This is a genomic window from Sorangium sp. KYC3313, assembly GCF_052075895.1.
Lineage (GTDB): Bacteria > Myxococcota_A > Polyangia > Polyangiales > Polyangiaceae > Sorangium > Sorangium cellulosum_B.
In genome coordinates, this window is record NZ_CP197255.1 from 12,151,688 (window position 1) to 12,167,809 (window position 16,122).

The 16,122-nt window shown below is 72.6% G+C and carries 10 protein-coding genes; 4 read left to right on the forward strand and 6 right to left on the reverse strand.

Annotated elements, in window-relative coordinates; translation table 11 throughout:
- Positions 1 to 127 precede the first annotated feature (127 nt).
- A complete protein-coding gene (locus ACSRUE_RS46255) occupies positions 128 to 652 on the reverse strand; it encodes a hypothetical protein (RefSeq protein ID WP_441289131.1) in 525 nt (174 codons plus the stop codon).
- A 467-nt stretch (positions 653 to 1,119) separates the two neighbouring features.
- Here ACSRUE_RS46255 and ACSRUE_RS46260 point away from each other — a divergent pair, with 467 nt between their 5' ends.
- Both ACSRUE_RS46260 and ACSRUE_RS46265 read left to right on the forward strand, forming a co-directional pair.
- On the forward strand, positions 1,120 to 5,079 hold the full coding sequence (locus ACSRUE_RS46260) for a serine/threonine-protein kinase (protein WP_441289132.1): 3,960 nt from the start codon (positions 1,120 to 1,122) through the stop codon (positions 5,077 to 5,079).
- A 1,243-nt stretch (positions 5,080 to 6,322) separates the two neighbouring features.
- Positions 6,323 to 7,324, forward strand: a complete 1,002-nt coding sequence (locus ACSRUE_RS46265; RefSeq protein WP_441289133.1) for a squalene/phytoene synthase family protein — start codon at positions 6,323 to 6,325, stop codon at positions 7,322 to 7,324.
- Here ACSRUE_RS46265 and ACSRUE_RS46270 read toward each other — a convergent pair.
- From ACSRUE_RS46270 to ACSRUE_RS46290, 5 genes are all read right to left on the reverse strand, one after another.
- Positions 7,312 to 7,680 (reverse strand): response regulator, encoded by a 369-nt coding sequence (locus ACSRUE_RS46270; protein ID WP_012233064.1) that lies wholly within the window; start codon positions 7,678 to 7,680, stop codon positions 7,312 to 7,314. The genes ACSRUE_RS46265 and ACSRUE_RS46270 overlap by 13 nt on opposite strands.
- On the reverse strand, positions 7,677 to 9,821 hold the full coding sequence (locus ACSRUE_RS46275; RefSeq protein ID WP_441289134.1) for a HAMP domain-containing sensor histidine kinase: 2,145 nt from the start codon (positions 9,819 to 9,821) through the stop codon (positions 7,677 to 7,679). Before ACSRUE_RS46275 ends, ACSRUE_RS46270 begins: the two co-directional genes overlap by 4 nt.
- A 285-nt stretch (positions 9,822 to 10,106) precedes the next feature.
- Entirely contained in the window at positions 10,107 to 10,817 is a 711-nt protein-coding gene (locus ACSRUE_RS46280; RefSeq protein WP_441289135.1) for a glycosyltransferase family 2 protein, read from the reverse strand.
- Positions 10,818 to 10,912: 95 nt separating this feature from the next.
- On the reverse strand, positions 10,913 to 11,350 hold the full coding sequence (locus tag ACSRUE_RS46285) for a rhodanese-like domain-containing protein (protein ID WP_437761894.1): 438 nt from the start codon (positions 11,348 to 11,350) through the stop codon (positions 10,913 to 10,915).
- A gap of 33 nt (positions 11,351 to 11,383) precedes the next feature.
- Positions 11,384 to 12,607, reverse strand: a complete 1,224-nt coding sequence (locus ACSRUE_RS46290; RefSeq protein ID WP_441289136.1) for a DUF1015 domain-containing protein — start codon at positions 12,605 to 12,607, stop codon at positions 11,384 to 11,386.
- Positions 12,608 to 12,872: 265 nt separating this feature from the next.
- Here ACSRUE_RS46290 and ACSRUE_RS46295 point away from each other — a divergent pair, with 265 nt between their 5' ends.
- The gene (locus tag ACSRUE_RS46295) at positions 12,873 to 14,531 is read left to right on the forward strand and encodes a helix-turn-helix domain-containing protein (RefSeq protein ID WP_441289137.1); all 1,659 of its coding nucleotides are present in this window, start codon (positions 12,873 to 12,875) and stop codon (positions 14,529 to 14,531) included.
- Complete coding sequence (locus ACSRUE_RS46300; protein ID WP_441289138.1) at positions 14,524 to 16,101, forward strand: ArnT family glycosyltransferase; 1,578 nt, start codon at positions 14,524 to 14,526, stop codon at positions 16,099 to 16,101. Before ACSRUE_RS46295 ends, ACSRUE_RS46300 begins: the two co-directional genes overlap by 8 nt.
- The last annotated feature ends 21 nt before the right edge of the window (positions 16,102 to 16,122 follow it).

Sequence of the window (16,122 nt, forward strand, 5' to 3'; positions counted from 1 at the left end):
GTGTCGTGCCTACCGGCGATTCGTTCAGGCAGCGAGCCGTGCGTCCACGTTGACCGCGACGATCGATGATCGATCGCCGATGATCGGTGGCCGATGATCGGTGGCCGCCCGCGCCCCGGCGCCGTGTTCAGGGGCTCTCGGCGCCCTGATCTCCGCCCATGTCCAGGATCTGCGGGCACTTGCGCGCCACCGCGTCACACTCCGGAGGAGCCGCATCGAGCGAGCTCAGCGCCGAGTCGCACGTGAGCGCCCGGACCCGCTGCGTCTGGGCGAGCAGGCAGACCTCGTACTCGGCCACCGTGGCGGAGCAGCCGGCGCGGTGCTCGGTCGGAGGCATGCAATCCGCCGCGTGGTCGTCCTGATCCGCGGCCGCCTCGTCGGCCGTGGAGAGGCACTCGTCCTTCACCGTGCTGCACGGCTGCCCGACGGCGGGAGACGCGACGAGCCCCAGGTACTCACAGGCATCTTCCTTGGAGAGCTTCACCCTCGCCGCGAGCGAATCGCAGGCGGATTGGACATCATCGGCCGTCAGATCCCTGAGCTGCTTGGAGCTCACGGCGCTGTCCGTCGGGGCGGAATCTGCGCCTTCGCCGCCGCACGCGGCGAGGGACAGGACGGTCAACAAGGCCCCGAGATGAGTCGAATGCTTCATTCGTTGGTTCCCTTTCTAAGTGCGGCCGCCAGCGCGGGCCGTGAGCGCACCGGGAGCAAACCGTGTACCGCGAGCTCAGCTGTGCACGATGGGATCGCACGGCGCGGTCGAAGCTCGATGAAACGGGACAACGACATCGGAGATGTCGAATCCACCAAGCGGGGAAAGCAGACGATCCCCGGCGGTCCGCGCGCCGCGAGAGAACCGAGACGTCCCCGCCCGAGCGCCGCGCGAGCCACGCTCCGCTGCCTGATGTGTAGTCGCCTGTCGGTGCGGCAGCCCCGCCGCGCGGCGTTCGTGCGATGAGCTGGCCTCCACACAGACCTGTTGTACGGTCGGCCGCGCCGTGACATCATCGCGCGCCGTAGGGTGGATGTACTCAGCTCCAGCGTGGATATCGGGAAACCGCTTTTGACCTACCACCTGGGGCGAATCCAGGCCCGGGCCAAGGCTGCGTCGGCCCCTCGATGATCACGACGCCGAGCTCGGGACAGGCCAGGCACCCCCCGGATGTCCCGGTGTCCATCGGGCCGTGGCGGGTGCTCGCGCCGCTCGGCCGCGGCGGGATGGGGGTCGTCTACCGCGCGCAGCACAGCGTCACGGGCGCGCTCGCGGCGCTGAAGACCGTCTGCGTGGGCGACGAGAGCCTCGTCTCCAGCATCCGCCGCGAGATCCACGCGCTCCGGGGCGTCGAGCACCCGGGCGTCGTGCGGGTGCTCGACGAGGGGGTCCAGGGCGGGATCCCGTGGTACGCGATGGAGCTGATCGAGGGGCGCACGCTCCGCGATCACAACCAGGAGCGCTGGCGCGCCCGCGGGAGCGTGAGCAGCGAGCCGACCGTGAGCGTCTCCACGGCCATGAACGCGCAGGCCAGCACCGCGACGGCGGAGATCGCGCCCGCGTCGATCATCCCGCGCTCGTACCAGCCCTTCGCGCCGCGGCCGTTCCACCGCGCGGCGGGCGGCGCGCTCCGCCAGGCGCTGACGCTCCTCCGCGCGATCTGCCGGCCGCTCGCGTACGTCCACGGTCGGGGCCTGGTCCACCGCGATCTCAAGCCGGACAACGTGTTCATCCGCCCGGACGGCACGCCGGTGCTCTTCGACTTCGGCCTCGCCTTCCAGTTCGAGGGGCACACCGGGCGCGACGTGCTCCAGGCGGGCGGCAGGCTGATGGGCAGCCCCGACTACATGTCCCCCGAGCAGATCCGCGGCGACCTCGTCGACGCGCGCGCGGACCTCTACGCGCTCGGCTGCATGATCTACGAGGCCGTGACCGGGGGCGTCCCGTTCCTCGGCGACTCGAGCTCCGTCGTGCTGTCCATGCACCTCTACGCCGAGCCGCTCCCGGCCTCCGAGCTCGTCGCCGACGTGCCTCCCGCGCTCGACGCCCTCATCGCGCGGCTCCTGAAGAAGCGCCCCGAGGACCGGCTCGGCTACGCCGACGAGGTCGCGACCGCCCTCGCCGAGCTCGGCGCGGCCGACACGCCGCCGCGCGACTGGAGCGGCGCGGCGCGCGTGCGCGTGCGCGTGCCGAACGCCCAGCCGTACCTGTACCGGCCGCGCCTCGCCGGGCGCGGGGAGGCTCTGCAGCAGATCACCGCGGCGCTCGAGCGCGCCCACGAGCAGCGCCAGGGCAGCCTCGTCGTCGTCGGCGGCGAGAGCGGCGTGGGCAAGACGCGCCTCGCCGTCGAGGCGGCGCACCAGGCGGCGCTCAACCGCATGGCCGTGGTCACGGGCGCGTGCGCGGCCGTGTCCGCCGAGGTCGAGCGCGAGGGCGCGGTCAAGGCCGCGCCGCTGCACCCGTTCCGCCCGCTGCTGCTCGCGGTGGCCGACCGGTGCAACGAGCTCGGCCCCGCGGGCTACGACGCGCTGCTCGGCCCGCGCGGCAGGGTCCTCGCGCCGCACGAGCCGTCGCTCGCCCAGCTCCACGGCCACGACCGCTACCCCGAGCCGCCCGAGCTGCCGCCGGACGCGGCCCGCTACCGGCTGCGGACCGCGCTCGCCGACACGCTCGCCGCGTTCGCCGCGACGCGGCCCGTCCTGCTCGTGCTCGACGACCTCCAGTGGGCCGACGAGAACTCGCGCGCCGTCCTCGAGCACCTCGACGCCGACTACTTCGCGGCCCATCCCGTCGTCCTCCTGTGCGCTTACCGGACCGAGGAGACGTCGCCCGCGCTCTCCTCGCTCCTCGGCGCCCCCTGGGCCTCGCGGCTCGAGCTCGGGCGGCTCGACCGCGGCTCGGTCGGGCGGATGGTGCGCGACATGCTCGCCCTGGACGAGCCGCCGGAGGCGTTCGTGCAGTACCTCTTCGAGCAGTCGGAGGGGAACCCGTTCTTCATCGCCGAGTACCTCCGGGCCGCGATCCAGGAGCGGGTGATCTACCGGGACGAGGCCTACGCGTGGCGGATCCGCGCGGGCGCCGAGGGCGCCGCGGCAGAGCGGCTCGCCCGCGCCGCGCGCGAGAGCCAGCCGCCCGCGCCGCTGCCGCTGCCGGGCTCGCTGCGCGAGCTCGTGGCGCGCCGGCTGTCGGGGCTGAGCCGGGAGGCGCTCGCGCTCGCGCGGCTCGCCTCGGTGCTGGGCCGCGAGCTCGAGGAGCGCCTGCTGCTCGGCGCCGCGGGCCTCGCCGAGGTCGACGCCATGGACGCGCTCGCGGAGCTCGCCCGCCGCCACGTGCTCGAGGAGACGGATCCGGGGCGGCTCGGCTTCGTGCACGACAAGCTGCGGGAGATCGTCTACGCGGGCATCCCCGAACCGGAGCGGCGTGCCCTGCACGCCGCCGCCGCGCGCGCAATCGAGCAGCGCCACCGCGACGCGCCGGGCCTCGCGCTGTCGTACCCGCTCCTCGCCCACCACTATGGAATCGCGGGCGCCGTCCAGAAGACGCTGGAGTACCTCGACAAGGCGGGCGCCCAGGCCCTCGCGACGGGCGCCTCCGGCGACGCGGTGGATTTTTACAAGAGGGCGCTCGACCTCGACGGCGCTCACCCGCCGGAGGAGCGCGCGCCGCCGCTCCGGCGCGCGCGCTGGGAGCGGCGGCTCGGCCAGGCGCACTACAACCTCGGCGATCTGCTCGGCGCGGAGCGGCACTGCGCGGCGGCGCTGGAGCTGCTCTGCCGGGACGAGGCCGCGTGGCTCCGCGCGGGGGAGCGGGCGGCGAGCGGCCGCGCGGGCCTCGGGCAGCGGCTGCGCCCGGCGATGGCCTCGCTGAAGCAGCTCGGCCTGCAGCTCGCGCACGTCGCTGGCCTGCCGGCCCCGGTCGCGCGCGACGCGGCCGAGCGCGAGCGCCTCGCCGAGGCGTCGCTCGCGGCGGAGAAGCTGTCGGAGACCTACCTGTTCCGCAACGAGCCGACGCTCGCCTTCCTGGCCGCGCTGGCGGCGACCAACGCCGCGGCGCGGCTCGGCCCGTCGCTCGCGCTCGCGCGCGGGTACGCGACCCTGAGCGTCGCGTTCGGGTACGTCCCGTGGAAGGCCGTCGTCGACGCGTACGCCGCGCGCGCGACGGCGGTCGCCGCGGCGCTCGACGACCCGCAAGGCGTCGCGTTCGTCTCGTGCCTGCGCGGGCTGACGGCGCTCGGCGAGGGCCGGTGCCGCGACGCGCGGGCGCTGCTCACCCAGGCCGAGCGGCTGGCCGAGGCGCTGCACGACCGCCGCCGCAAGGAGGAATGCATCACGCTGCTCGCCGGCGTGGCGTACTCCGAGGGCCGCTGGCGGGAGGCGCTCGACCTGTACGGCGCGCTCGTGATCGCGTCGCGCGAGAGCGACAACGCGCAGGGCCACATCTGGGCGGAGAGCGGGCGCGCGCAGTGCCGGCTGCTGCTCGGCGACGGCGAGGGCGCGATCGCCATCTTCGACGCGCTGTCGGCCGAGGTGCAGCGGCTCGGCGACCGCACGCAGCAGATCACGCACGGCCAGGTCGCGCTGGGGCACCTGCTCCGCGGCGCTCAGGGCGAGGCCCGCGCGGCCGCCGAGCGGACGCTCCCCATGCTCCGCGAGGGACAGCCGGCGGGCTACCACTGCCTGTACGGCTATGCGGCGGCGTGCGAGGTGCTGCTCGCGCTGCTCGAGGGCGCGCCGGGCTCGGCGGAGCGGCGCGAGCTCTCGCGCCTCTCTGCGGAGGCATGCCGCGCGCTCGGCCGGTACGCGCGCATCTTCCCCCTCGGCCGCTCGACCTCGCTCCGCCTGCGCGGCCTCGCCGCGTGGCTCGCCGGCGGCCACGCGCGCGCGAGGCGGCTCTGGGCCGCGGCGATCGCCGACGCCCTGCAGCGCGGCCTGCCCGTCGAGGAGGCGCGCGCCCGCTTCGAGCTCGCGCGGCACCTCCCGCGCCGCGAGCCGGAGCGCGAGCGCCAGATCGCGCGCGCCGCCGCGGTCTTCTCCGCGCTCGATCTCCAGTACTGGCGCGACCGGGTGGCCCGGCTGCACGAGCGCTAGGACCTCGCGTCCCGGACGAAGAACACAAAAAAAGAGCGCCCATTCGACGGCGGGGGGGGGAAGCCGTCACGGGCGCTCTGCCCTTCAGCTTTAGCAGGACACGGGCCAAGGGCCCGACCTTGCTCGATTCATGGAGTTGACCTTAAGGATGCTCCTGACGTCTTTCGAACCTGAGGTTCTGGATTGCAGGTCTGAACACGATGGCCGCGCGGGGGCGCGGCTCGATCCGGCGAAGCTCGGAGACGAGAGATGTGATGTCCGGGCGCTGATGGATCACAGGCATCCTCCAGTGTGAGCGCCCGTCGCATGATCGATGAGGTCGGCGCTACAGGGAGCGCTCTGGTCACCGTGGCGGCGGGTGAGATCCGCCCGGAGCACCTCACCCGTGCGCCGGCGGCGCGGCGGCGGCGGTGAGCCGTATCACCGCGTCAGGAGCCCGCTCCGGGGAGGACCGCCTCGATCGTCCACGTCCCCCTGCGACAGAGCGGTGGCCGAGGGTCCCCAGGGCCTCTCCTCGAGTCCATCGCCTCTGTCTGGAGCGGACGCCACGCGGGCGCGCCGAGCGCGGATGATCGCTTTGGACCGTGGTCACAACCACAGATCGGGGCCGTTCACCGCAGCACGCACGGCGCGATGACAACCGCTGAATTCCCCCTCTCACGAGCGCGTCTAGCATCGCGTCCGATCGCGAATCGGAGCGTTCCCGTCGCGCCGCTCACCGAGGCAGACCGAGCAGAGAAAGAGGCTCGCCCCCGGCGCTCACCCGCCGTCACGTGAGGCGCAGAGGCCATCCGCCAGGAACTCCGGAATAATCCATGTGCCTAGAACACCTGAGCTACCGCCGAGACGGAGCGAGAGGGGGCCGAGACGTCAGGCCATCACTGACGTTATCCGTTGGACAATGTATCGACCCAGGGTATACACCGACGATCATTGACGGCATGTTCCCAACACACCGGCAAAACACACAGGGAATCCATGCATTATCTCCGGCGCCCGTGCCCTGGACGACGAATTTCCGCGTCGACTGGGAGACGATAAGGCCTCATAAAGGAAGGCGAACAGGCGTCACCGCGCATCTCTCGGAGGATCGGAAAGTTCTACACGGTAGAGCGCCACCATTCATCACCGGCGCAGGCGCCCCAAGCAAACAGGGTGAGCTACGTCCATAATCGCCAGTGACCGCGCGAAGCCAGGGCGACACACCGGCGACAAGCACGTTCAACGTGCGGCACTCGACATCGTGAAACCTACTCAACACATCTCCTCTCGACCGCCCTACCTGCCCGCTGCCGCACCGGCATCGGAGCGGACTCCCTACCAGCCGATCTCGGCGATCGTCGGCTCATCGCACTATCGGGCCCTGTCGGACGACGCGTTGAAAGACGAGGACAACGCCGCGTGGGTGCTCGGCCTCGCGCCCGACGTGAAGCGGGCGTGGCTCGACCGCATCCGCTGGATCCGGATCGTCGATCGCCTCGCCGAGAACGAGCGCATCGAGCCCCACGCGCGGCGGTTCAGCCGCTTCATGGTGGCGTGGAGGCGCGTCCGTTCCTGCGGCTTCGTCGATCCGTGCTGCCCCTTCGCGCGCGAGCTCTCTGCCATCCACGCGCTGTGGCTCCGCCGCCCCGCGCTCGATCGTCCCGACCCGGACGAGATGCAACCGCGCTCGCTCGCCGCCTGGGACGCCTACTTGCTCGCCCTCGCCGACTACCACGCTCCCAGCCTGCTCATCCGCACCCTGAAGGAGCACGACACGATGCTGGTGCGGCTGTCAGGCCATATCTTTCAGCTGGTTCCGTTCCTGACGAAGGAGCACTGGGACGCTGCCGGGGAGTTCGGCCGGCTCGATCAGTTCTTCAACAACCTGAGGGACATGCAGGAGGACGCCGATCGCGGCATCTGCTACCTGCCCGAGGAGGAGCTCGCGCGCCACGGGGTCACGCGCGCTCAGGTGATCTCCGGGCGGTGCGTCGACACGCCCGGATACCAGGCCCTGATGCGGTACTGGCTCGATGAGGTCATGCCAGCGCTCTACGCGCGGGCGGCGCCGTTCATCGAGGCGCGCGGCCTCCACCCCTCGCTCCAGATCATGAGGGAGTGGAGCCTGCGCCGTTATGCCCGCATCACACGGGTGTTCCGCGCGACCGGCTTCGATCACCGCCGGTTCCCCGCGCGGTACTGGGCCGAGGTGCGGCGCGACCTCGCCGAGCGGCGGCAGCTCCTCCGCGCTCACCCCGTGTAACGCCTCACCGTCGAGAGGAGCGCGTCCGGCTCGAACGGCTTGCCGAGCCACGCGTCCGCGCCGACCTCGGCCGCCCGCCGGTGCGCGTCCGCCGCGGCGGTGAGCACGACGATGGGCGCCTGACGCCCGTGCCGGACCTCGAGCTCGCGCGCGAACTCCGGGCCGTTCATCACCGGCATCTTCATGTCGAGCAGGATGAGATCCGGCAGGTCGTGCTCCAGCTTGGCCAGCGCCTCGCGACCGTTGCACGCGATCTTGACCCGGTAGCCGTCCTCCTGGAGCACGAGGGAGACGAGCGCCACGAGATCCGCGTCGTCCTCCACGAGGAGCACCGTCTTTGCGTGTCTGTCGCTCATCGTCGATCGGCCGCGGGGGCCTCGCTGCTGAGTGGAAGGGTGAAATAGAACGTGCTGCCGCTGTCCTCCTCGCTCTCGAACCAGATACGACCGCCGTGGCGGGTGATCATGTCCTTCGCAAGGAACAGCCCTATCCCCATGCCGCCGTAGTCGTGTCGCGTGTCCGTGTGCGCGCGGAAGAAGCGCTCGAAGATCCGCTCCTGCCTGTGGGCGGGGATGCCGACGCCCTGGTCGCGCACGGACACGACCGCCTCGAAGCGCGGCGCCGCGCCGTGCCGCTGCGAGAAGAGCGCGGCGTCGCAGGAGGACGGCGGCGACGACGCCGGCGCGCGCTCGGCGACGGCGACCGTCACCTCGACGTCGCCGCCGTCGGGCGAGTACTTCACCGCGTTGTCGAGGAGGCTCGCGAGCACCTGGCGCAGCCGCTCCGGATCGGCGCGCACGACGGGCGGCCGCTCGGCGTCGAGCGACAGCCGCACCCGGTGGCGGCTCGCCGACTTCGCGACGCGATCGACCGACTCCTGCACGAGCTCCTTCAGATCGACGTCCTCCTCGGAGACCTGGAGCACGTCGAGCGTGACCTGCGAGATGGCCAGGAGATCGTCGACGATGCGGTTGATCCTGTCCGCGCCGCGGTCGATGGCCTCCAGCATCTTGCGGCGCGGCGCCGGCAGATCGTTCGTGTTGCGCAGGAGCGCGAGCGCGTATCCCTTCATGATCGCGACCGGCGTCTTGAGCTCGTGCGCGCCGACCCGGATGAACTGATCCTTGACGAGATCGAGCTCCATGAGCTCCGTCACGTCGCGGGCGACCGCGACCGCGCCGAGGACCGCCCCGCCCTCGCTGCGGATCGGCGCCGCGCTGGTCCTCAGGAAGACGTCGCGGCCCACGCGGCCTTCCGCGAGCACCTGCTCTTCCTGCACGATGGTCTCGCCGGCGAGCGCCCGCACCATGGGCAGCTCGTCGCGCGTGAAGGCGCGGCCGTCGCTGTGGCGCATCCGGCCGAGGTCCATCACCTCCTCGACCATCCGGCCGGCCTGCTCCGAGCGGCCCGAGAGGCCGAGCAGCCTGAGCCCCGAGGCGTTGATCATCGTCAGCCGGCCCTGGCGGTCGCACGCGAACACCCCCTCGACGAGGTTGTCCAGCACGGCCCCGAGCTGCGCCGCGCGCTGCGCCGCGTCCTGCAGCAGGCGCTCGCGCTCCGCCAGGTAGCTCCTCGTGCGCCGGGACGACTCCTCCAGGCGATCGACCATCGCGTTGACGCCGCCCGCCAGCGCGCCGATCTCGTCCTTGAAATAGATCGGGATCCGCTCCAGCCGGTCGACCTCGCCGCGCTGGACGATCTTCTGGATGACCGCGGCGACCTGCTGGAGCGGGCCCGCGAGGGCGCCGGCGAGGAAGCCCGCGCAGACGGGCGCCCAGGTGACCGCGACCATCGAGAAGATCGCCAGGGTGAGCTTCAGGCCGGGCTTGGCCGGCCCCGCCGTCTCGCCGAGCACCATCGCCGCCATCCAGCTCGTCGGCGCGATGGCGAGGCAGGCGCCGAGGATCACGAGGCGGACGGCGAGCGAGTACCCCTTGCCGGGCATGGAGAGGCCGCGCTCGCGCGCGATGAGCGAGATCACGCCGGCGGCGGGGGCGAGCAGGCGGCCGAGGATGCTGTAGGCGAGCGGCAGCGCGGCCGCGAACAGGGCCAGCGCGAACAGGGCCAGCGCGACGCCGCGCTGGACGCCGAGGGGGCTCTGGTCCGGCGCGATGAGGTAGAGCGCCATCGTGACCGGCAGGTACAGGAGCCCCCACGACACGGCCCAGACCGTCGCGAACGCGAGCGGGGTGTCGTAGGCGGCGTTCGCCGCGGCGAGGACGACCTCCTCCGGGGGCGCAGCGCCGCCGCTGCTCGTGTCCTCGACGCCCGCGCCGCTCTGGAGGCGATGGGCCACGGCGTACTGCCGCAGGCGCTCGATCGGGCGCAGCATGTGGACGAGCAGCGCGATCAGCCCCCCGGTCTTGACGAGGTACATGAGCCCGATCAGCCCGAGCAGCCGCGCCTGGACTGCCGAGTCCACGACGCCGAGGAGGCGCAGGTGAGCGACCGGGACAAGCAGGCTGTACGGCAGCTCGATGCCGAATGCATAGGCCACGACCCGAGGGGTGAACGACAGAGTCCGCGACCTCCCCGGATTCCAGATTCTAGCCCAGGCGGCTCGGCTGATGGCCACGTCCGTCACCCCCCTTGTTGAAGCATGGCTGCGGGGTTCGCGCCTCTGGGGCCTCTCCGCGCCAAGTTGATGAGTCAGGTCGCCAGGCAGCTTTGCTATGAGACCAACGAGCGAGTTGTCGACCGTTTTGCGCAGCGGCTCGTGTCGATTCGCTCGACTCCCACTCACACGTTCCGTCCGCGCGCGGGCGTTCTGCGATTTTCCTGATCAGCTCAGGGAGTGCCTTATGGCGTTCCTGGCAATCAGGAAAAGAATGGTGAGCACGTGGCGCGCGCGCAGGCCGCTCGCCTCACCGCGGTAGACGGGACGCACGCTGACCTCGCAGACGCGGAGCCGGCGAGCCGCGAGGGCGGCGAGCAAGTCGTTCGGATAGCCGTAGCGGGGCCAGAGGCCGTCGAGGTCGAGCGCGTCGATCGCGCGGGCCGAGATGGCGGTGTACCCGCACTGGCTGTCGGAGAGGGCGTCGAGCCCCGCCGCGCGGCGGGTGAGCGCGGCGAGCGCCGCCGTCGCGGCGAGCCGCTGGAGCGGCATGACGCGCCACACGTCGGGGTGGCGCAGCCGATCGCCCTTCACGTAGTCGGCTTCGCCCGAGGCGATCGGGGCGACGACGCGCGGGAGATCGCGCGGATCCATCTGCCCGTCGCCGGCCATGACCGCGACGGCCGAGGCGCCGAGGGCGCGAGCGCGCCGGTAGCCAGCGACGATCGCCGCGCCGACGCCGCGGCACTCCGGGTGGACGAGCACCTCGAGGCGCTCGTCCCCGACCGCGCGCGCCATCTCGGCCGTGCCATCTCGACTGGCGTCGTCCACGACGATCACGTGGTCGACAAAGGCGGGGACCGACGCCGCCGCCTCGGAGATCCATCGCGCTTCGTCCCGCGCGGGGATGACCACCGCGACACGCGCACCGTGGAGCACGCGGATTCCTAGCGGAGCGAGCGGTCTCCGGCAACGCGATCGACGCCGCGACGACACGCTCGGCGCCGCGGTGCGAGCCGTGCGCGCCGGACGTATTACCTGCCAGCGCTCTTGCGGAGCTCGGCGTAGGAGCCGCCGGGCGTGGCCGTCTCGACGGGCAGCCCGGCCGGCCCCCACCCCGGCTCGGTGATCGCGCCGAACGCGTCGCGCGGCCCCTCGAAGCCGGCGCGTTGCTCGATGACGGCCGTGTAGCCGGCCGACACCATGGCCTCGGCCGCGCGCATCGAGCGCTGTCCGGACTTGCAGCCCACGATGATCTTCGCGTCGCTGGGATAGAGGGCGCGGACCACATCGAGGAAATCGGGGTTCTGCTTCATGCCGCCGGCGCCGGCGTGCATGAGCGGCACGTTGTGCGCGCCGCTCGGGTGCCCGGCCGCATACTCGGGCTCGCTCCGGACGTCGAGGTAGAGATACCCCTCCTCGTCGATGAGCTTCTTGGCCTGCTGGGGGGATACACGCTTGATGTCCGCCATGGGGCGCAGTCTACCCCCGGCGCGGCGCGCTCGTCAGAACGTATGAATGAAGAGCCCGCTGCGGAGCTTCGGCTCGAACCACGTGCTCTTCGGCGGCATGAGCAGCCCCGCGTCGCTCACCGCGAAGAGCTCGTCGATCTGCGTGGGATAGAGGTGGATCGCCATCGTGAACGCGCCCGAGTCGACGCGTCGCTCGAGCTCGGCGACGCCGCGGATGCCGCCGACGAAATCGACGTGCTTGTCCCGGCGGGGGTCGCTGACGCCGAAGATCGGGCCGAGGATCTGGTCCTGGCAGATGGAGCAGTCGAGCGAGGCCACCGGGTCCTTCGCGTCGAACGACCCCGGGCGGACCCTGGCGGTGTACCAGCGGCCGCCAAGGTAGAGCCCGAAGGTCCGCGGCTCGGCCGGGGTGGCGGCCGCGCCGTCCCTCGCCGGCGCGACGTCGAGCCGCTCGCCGAGGGCCGCGAGCAGCGCCTCCGCGCTGCGGCCGGCGAGGTCCCGCACGACGCGGTTGTAGGGCATGATGTTCATCTGGTCGTGCGGGAAGACCACGGCCAGGAAGACGTCGTGCTCGCCGCCGTCGCCGCGCAGCTTCCTGTGGACGCGCGCCGCCGCGGCGCTGCGGTGGTGGCCATCGGCGACGTAGAGCGTCGGGATCGCCTGGAAGCGCTCCTCGAGATCGGCGGTCGCCGCGCGGCCGAGGACCCAGAGCTTGTGCCCGACGCCGTCCGCGGTCGTGAAATCGTAGATGGGCGGCGACTGCAAGGCGTCCGCGACGGCGCGGTCGATGCCTGCGTCGGCGCGGTACGTGAGGAACACCGGCTCGTCGTGGGCGCCGAGCTCCTCGATGTGGCGGGTGCGGTCGTCCTCCTTGTCGGGGCGCGTCTTCTCGTGCTTCTTGATGACGTCCTGCTCGTACTCGGCGACCGAGGCGCAGCCGACGACGCCGATCTGCCGGTGATCACCCATCCTCTGGGCGTAGAGGTAGAGGTGCGGCTCCGGGTCCTGCGCGAGGTCGCCGCTCGCGATGAGATCGGCGAGGTTCTGCGCGCCGCGGGCGTAGACGGCGTCGTCGTGCTCGTCCGTCCCCTCGGGCAGGTCGATCTCGGGGCGGGAGACGCGGAGGAAGCTGTGCAGGCCTCCCGCCGCGAGGACGCGCGCCTCGGCGGTCGAGATGACGTCGTACGGCGGGCTCGCGACGCGAGCCACCTGGGCCTGGGGGGGTCGGTAAGCGCGGAAAGGTCGGACGGTAGCCACGGGGAGCGACTAGCCCAGCGGCCTGGGCGCGTCGAGGCGGCTCGCGCGGCGGGAGCCGCGGCTGGCGGGGCGGCAGACCGCGCGGCCCTCGTCGCCGGCGCGGAGCCCTCGGCGCCGGCGCGTAGCCCCGGCGACGGCGGCGCTCATGGCCGCGCGCGGCGCGTGCTAGGAGGGACTCGCGCCGCGAGCCGCTCGCATCCGCTCGCCGCCGCACCACCCCGCCCGCGCACTACCGCGCGCCGCACGAAGAGCACGAAGAGGAACCTTGTCCAGCTCCGGTGAGTCCTACCCTCCGCCGCGCTATTCGACGCTCCCGCCCGGCTCGGCGGACGACGATCTCCCCCTGCCGGGCGAGATCACCTCGTTCTCCCGCTCGCGATCCCGCCGCCTGATCGCCGTGGGAGGCGGCCGCGGGGGCGTCGGCAAGGCGACGCTCGCGGTCAACCTGGGGGTGTACTTCGCGCAGCTCGGGCGCGACGTGATCATCATCGACACCGACGCTTACAGCCCGGGGCTGCACGCCGCGCTGGGGATCGAGGCGCCGCCGCTCGTCACGCGCGAGGACATCGAGGAGGGCAAGGCCGAGCCGATCGCGACCACGGTGCCCGGGCTCCGGCTCGTCCCGACAGCGTACGACCCGATGACGGCCACGCCGCTCCGGCCGAGCCGCGCCGCCTACTGGATGAAGATGATCCAGGAGCTCGACGTCGACTACGTGATCGTCAGCCTCGGCGCGGCGACCGGCTCCTCGACGCTCGACCTCTTCCTGCACGCCGACGTCGGCATCTGCGCCACAACGCCCGAGCCGCTCGCGGTCGAGCACTCCTACCGCTTCTGCCGCGCGCTCTACCAGCGCACCTTGCGCCGGGCGCTCATGAAGGAGCGCTTCAAGATCCGGCTCGTGGAGAAGGTGGCCGCGTCGCTGCCGGCGCTCGCGACGCCGCGCGACTTCATCATGGAGGTGAAGCGGTTCGACGAGGGGGTCGCGTCGCTCGCGGCCGCGCAGCTGCCGCGGGTGAAGCCGCACCTCGTGGTCAGCCAGACCCGGCACCGCTCGGATCTGGAGCTCGGCCCCGCGATGAGCGCCGTCTCGGAGCGCTTCCTCGGCATCTCCCTCGACTACCTCGGGCACATCGAGCACGACGACGCGGTGTGGCTGACCGCGCGCCGGCGCCAGCCGCTCCTCATCGACAGCCCGACGTCGAAGAGCGCGCGCAACCTCGAGCGCGTGGCCCGGCGCATCCTCGCGCTGCTCGCCGCGCGCGACTCCCGCCCGGCCGAGGCGCACGCGCGCGCCCTCGCCGCCGCCTCGAAGAGCGCCGCGCCGCCGACGCTCTACGAGGCGCTCGGCCTCGCGCGGACGGCCGCCGACGACGAGATCCGGCGCGCCTACAAGCGCCAGCGCGACACCTACCGGGAGGGGAGCCTGCCCGTGGTCAGCGTGCTGAGCCCCGCGGTGCTCCAGAAGGAGCAGGCGCGCATCGAGGAGGCGCACGACACCCTCCTCGATCCGGTGCGCCGCCGCGCGTACGATCTCTCGACCTACCCGGACGATCCGCGCACGCAGCTCGGCCCGGTGCGCGCCGAGAACGCCGCCGCCGCGGCCGAGCTCGCCATGCTCCAGGCCGAGCTCGCGCGCGAGATCAACGCCGAGACGCAGTTCAGCGGCGCGCTGCTCCGCAAGGTGCGCGAGTCGCAGGGGGTCGAGCTCACCGACATCTCGCAGCGGACCAAGATCTCGCTGGCGCACCTCCAGGCGATCGAGAACGAGGCGATAGGCGACCTGCCCGCGACCGTCTACGTACAGGGATTCGTTCAGGAAATTGCCAAGTACCTGCGGCTCGATCCGGCGCAGGTGGCGAAGACCTACATGCGTCGCCTGCGCGAGATCTCCGCGGGCTCGCGCGCCAAGCCGCATGGCTGAGGCGTCGCGCGGAAGCGACGGGGCGGCGCGGATCGGAGGCGGGCGCGACGGGCGCGGCACGTGCGGCACATCAGCACGCGCCGGCGGGGATCTCGCGTTCTCGGCGCTCGCGTTCGCGCTCGCGCTGCTGCCGCGGCTCTACGTGGCGATCGCGTGGGCGCGCGAGCCCGTGTGGGACGGCCATTACTACGATTTCGGCGCGCGCCGCATCGCCGCCGGGCTCGGCTACTCGGACGATCTCATCGTCGGGGGCCAGGCGGTCTGGCACCCGTGGTGCCATTATCCGGTCGGCTACAGCGGGTTCCTCGCCCTCGTCTACCGGCTGTTCGGCGCCGGGCCGCACGCGGCGACCGTCGCGAACGCGGTGACCGGCGCGCTGCTCGTCGTCGTGGTCCATCGCCTCGCCCGGTACGCGACCACGCCGGCGCGCGCCCGCGTGGCGGCGCTCCTCGCGGCGCTCTCGCCGGGGCTCATCGTCTATGCGGCGCTCGTCATGACGGAGCCGCTCGCGGCGCTCGGCCTGGTGACGGCGCCGTGGCTGCTCGCGCGCGACGCCGCGCGCGGTCGCCCGGCCCGCGGCGCGGTCCTCGCGGGCGTGGCGCTCGGGCTCTCGGCGCTGGTACGACCGCAGAGCCTGCTCTGCGCGCCGGCGCTCGCGCTGCTGGCCATGCGCGGCCCGGCGGCGTCCGCGCCCGGAGGAACGGCGGCGACGGCGGCTGGAGGGGCGGCCGCGTGGAAGCGCGGCGCGCTCGCGGCGGCGCTCGCGGCCGCGACGGCCCTCGCGGTGGTGGCGCCGTGGACGATCCGCAACTGCCGCGTGATGGACGGCTGCGCGCTCGTCTCGACGAACGGCGGCTGGAACCTCGCCATCGGCGCGTTCCCGCGCGCGACGGGCCGCTTCGAGACGCTGCGCGCGGGCGACGGCTGCCCGATCGCGCGCGGCCAGGTGGCGCAGGACCGCTGCTGGATGGCCGCGGGGCTTCAGTGGATCAAGGAGGACCCCGGTCGCTGGCTGGCCCTGATCCCGAGGAAGCTGGGCTTCACCTTCGATCACGAGTCGTTCCCGATCGGCTATCTCGGCGAGGCGAACCCTGCGGCGTGGCCCGAGGAGCGGCGCGCGGCGGGGCGCCGCGTGCTCACGGCGTCGCACCTCGCCCTGCTGTCCACCGCGGCGCTCGGGGTCGTGGCGATGCCGCGGCGGAGGCCGCGGCGGGAGCTCGTCGCGCAGCTCCTCGCGCTCGCGGCGGTGCTCGGGCTGGTCGCGCTCGGGGTGCTCGGCGACGGGCACGCGTTCTGGCCGCTCGCGGTGGCGATCCCGCTGATCGCCGCGCTGCCGCTGCCGGGCCGGCCCGCGAACGGGGGTGTCGTCGGCTACCTGGCGTTCGCGGTCGCGTCGGTGGCGCTGACGCACGCCGTGTTCTTCGGCGAGGACCGGTATCACATGGTCGTGACGCCGGCGCTGTGCATCCTCGCGGCGTGCGCGCTCCGGCGATGCGCCACGAGGTCCTCGTGGACCTCTTCAGAAACCGATCTTCCCTCGCCGCCGAGATCCTCGGCGTCACGCTCCTGACCTACGCATGAACGGCCGCCA

Bases quoted from the DNA above. Each gene is read 5' to 3' on its own strand.
- ACSRUE_RS46255 (WP_441289131.1), bottom strand. From the start codon at position 652: ATGAAGCATTCGACTCATCTCGGGGCCTTGTTGACCGTCCTGTCCCTC.
- ACSRUE_RS46260 (WP_441289132.1), top strand. From the start codon at position 1,120: ATGATCACGACGCCGAGCTCGGGACAGGCCAGGCACCCCCCGGATGTC.
- ACSRUE_RS46270 (WP_012233064.1), bottom strand. From the start codon at position 7,680: ATGAGCGACAGACACGCAAAGACGGTGCTCCTCGTGGAGGACGACGCG.
- ACSRUE_RS46285 (WP_437761894.1), bottom strand. From the start codon at position 11,350: ATGGCGGACATCAAGCGTGTATCCCCCCAGCAGGCCAAGAAGCTCATC.
- ACSRUE_RS46300 (WP_441289138.1), top strand. From the start codon at position 14,524: ATGGCTGAGGCGTCGCGCGGAAGCGACGGGGCGGCGCGGATCGGAGGC.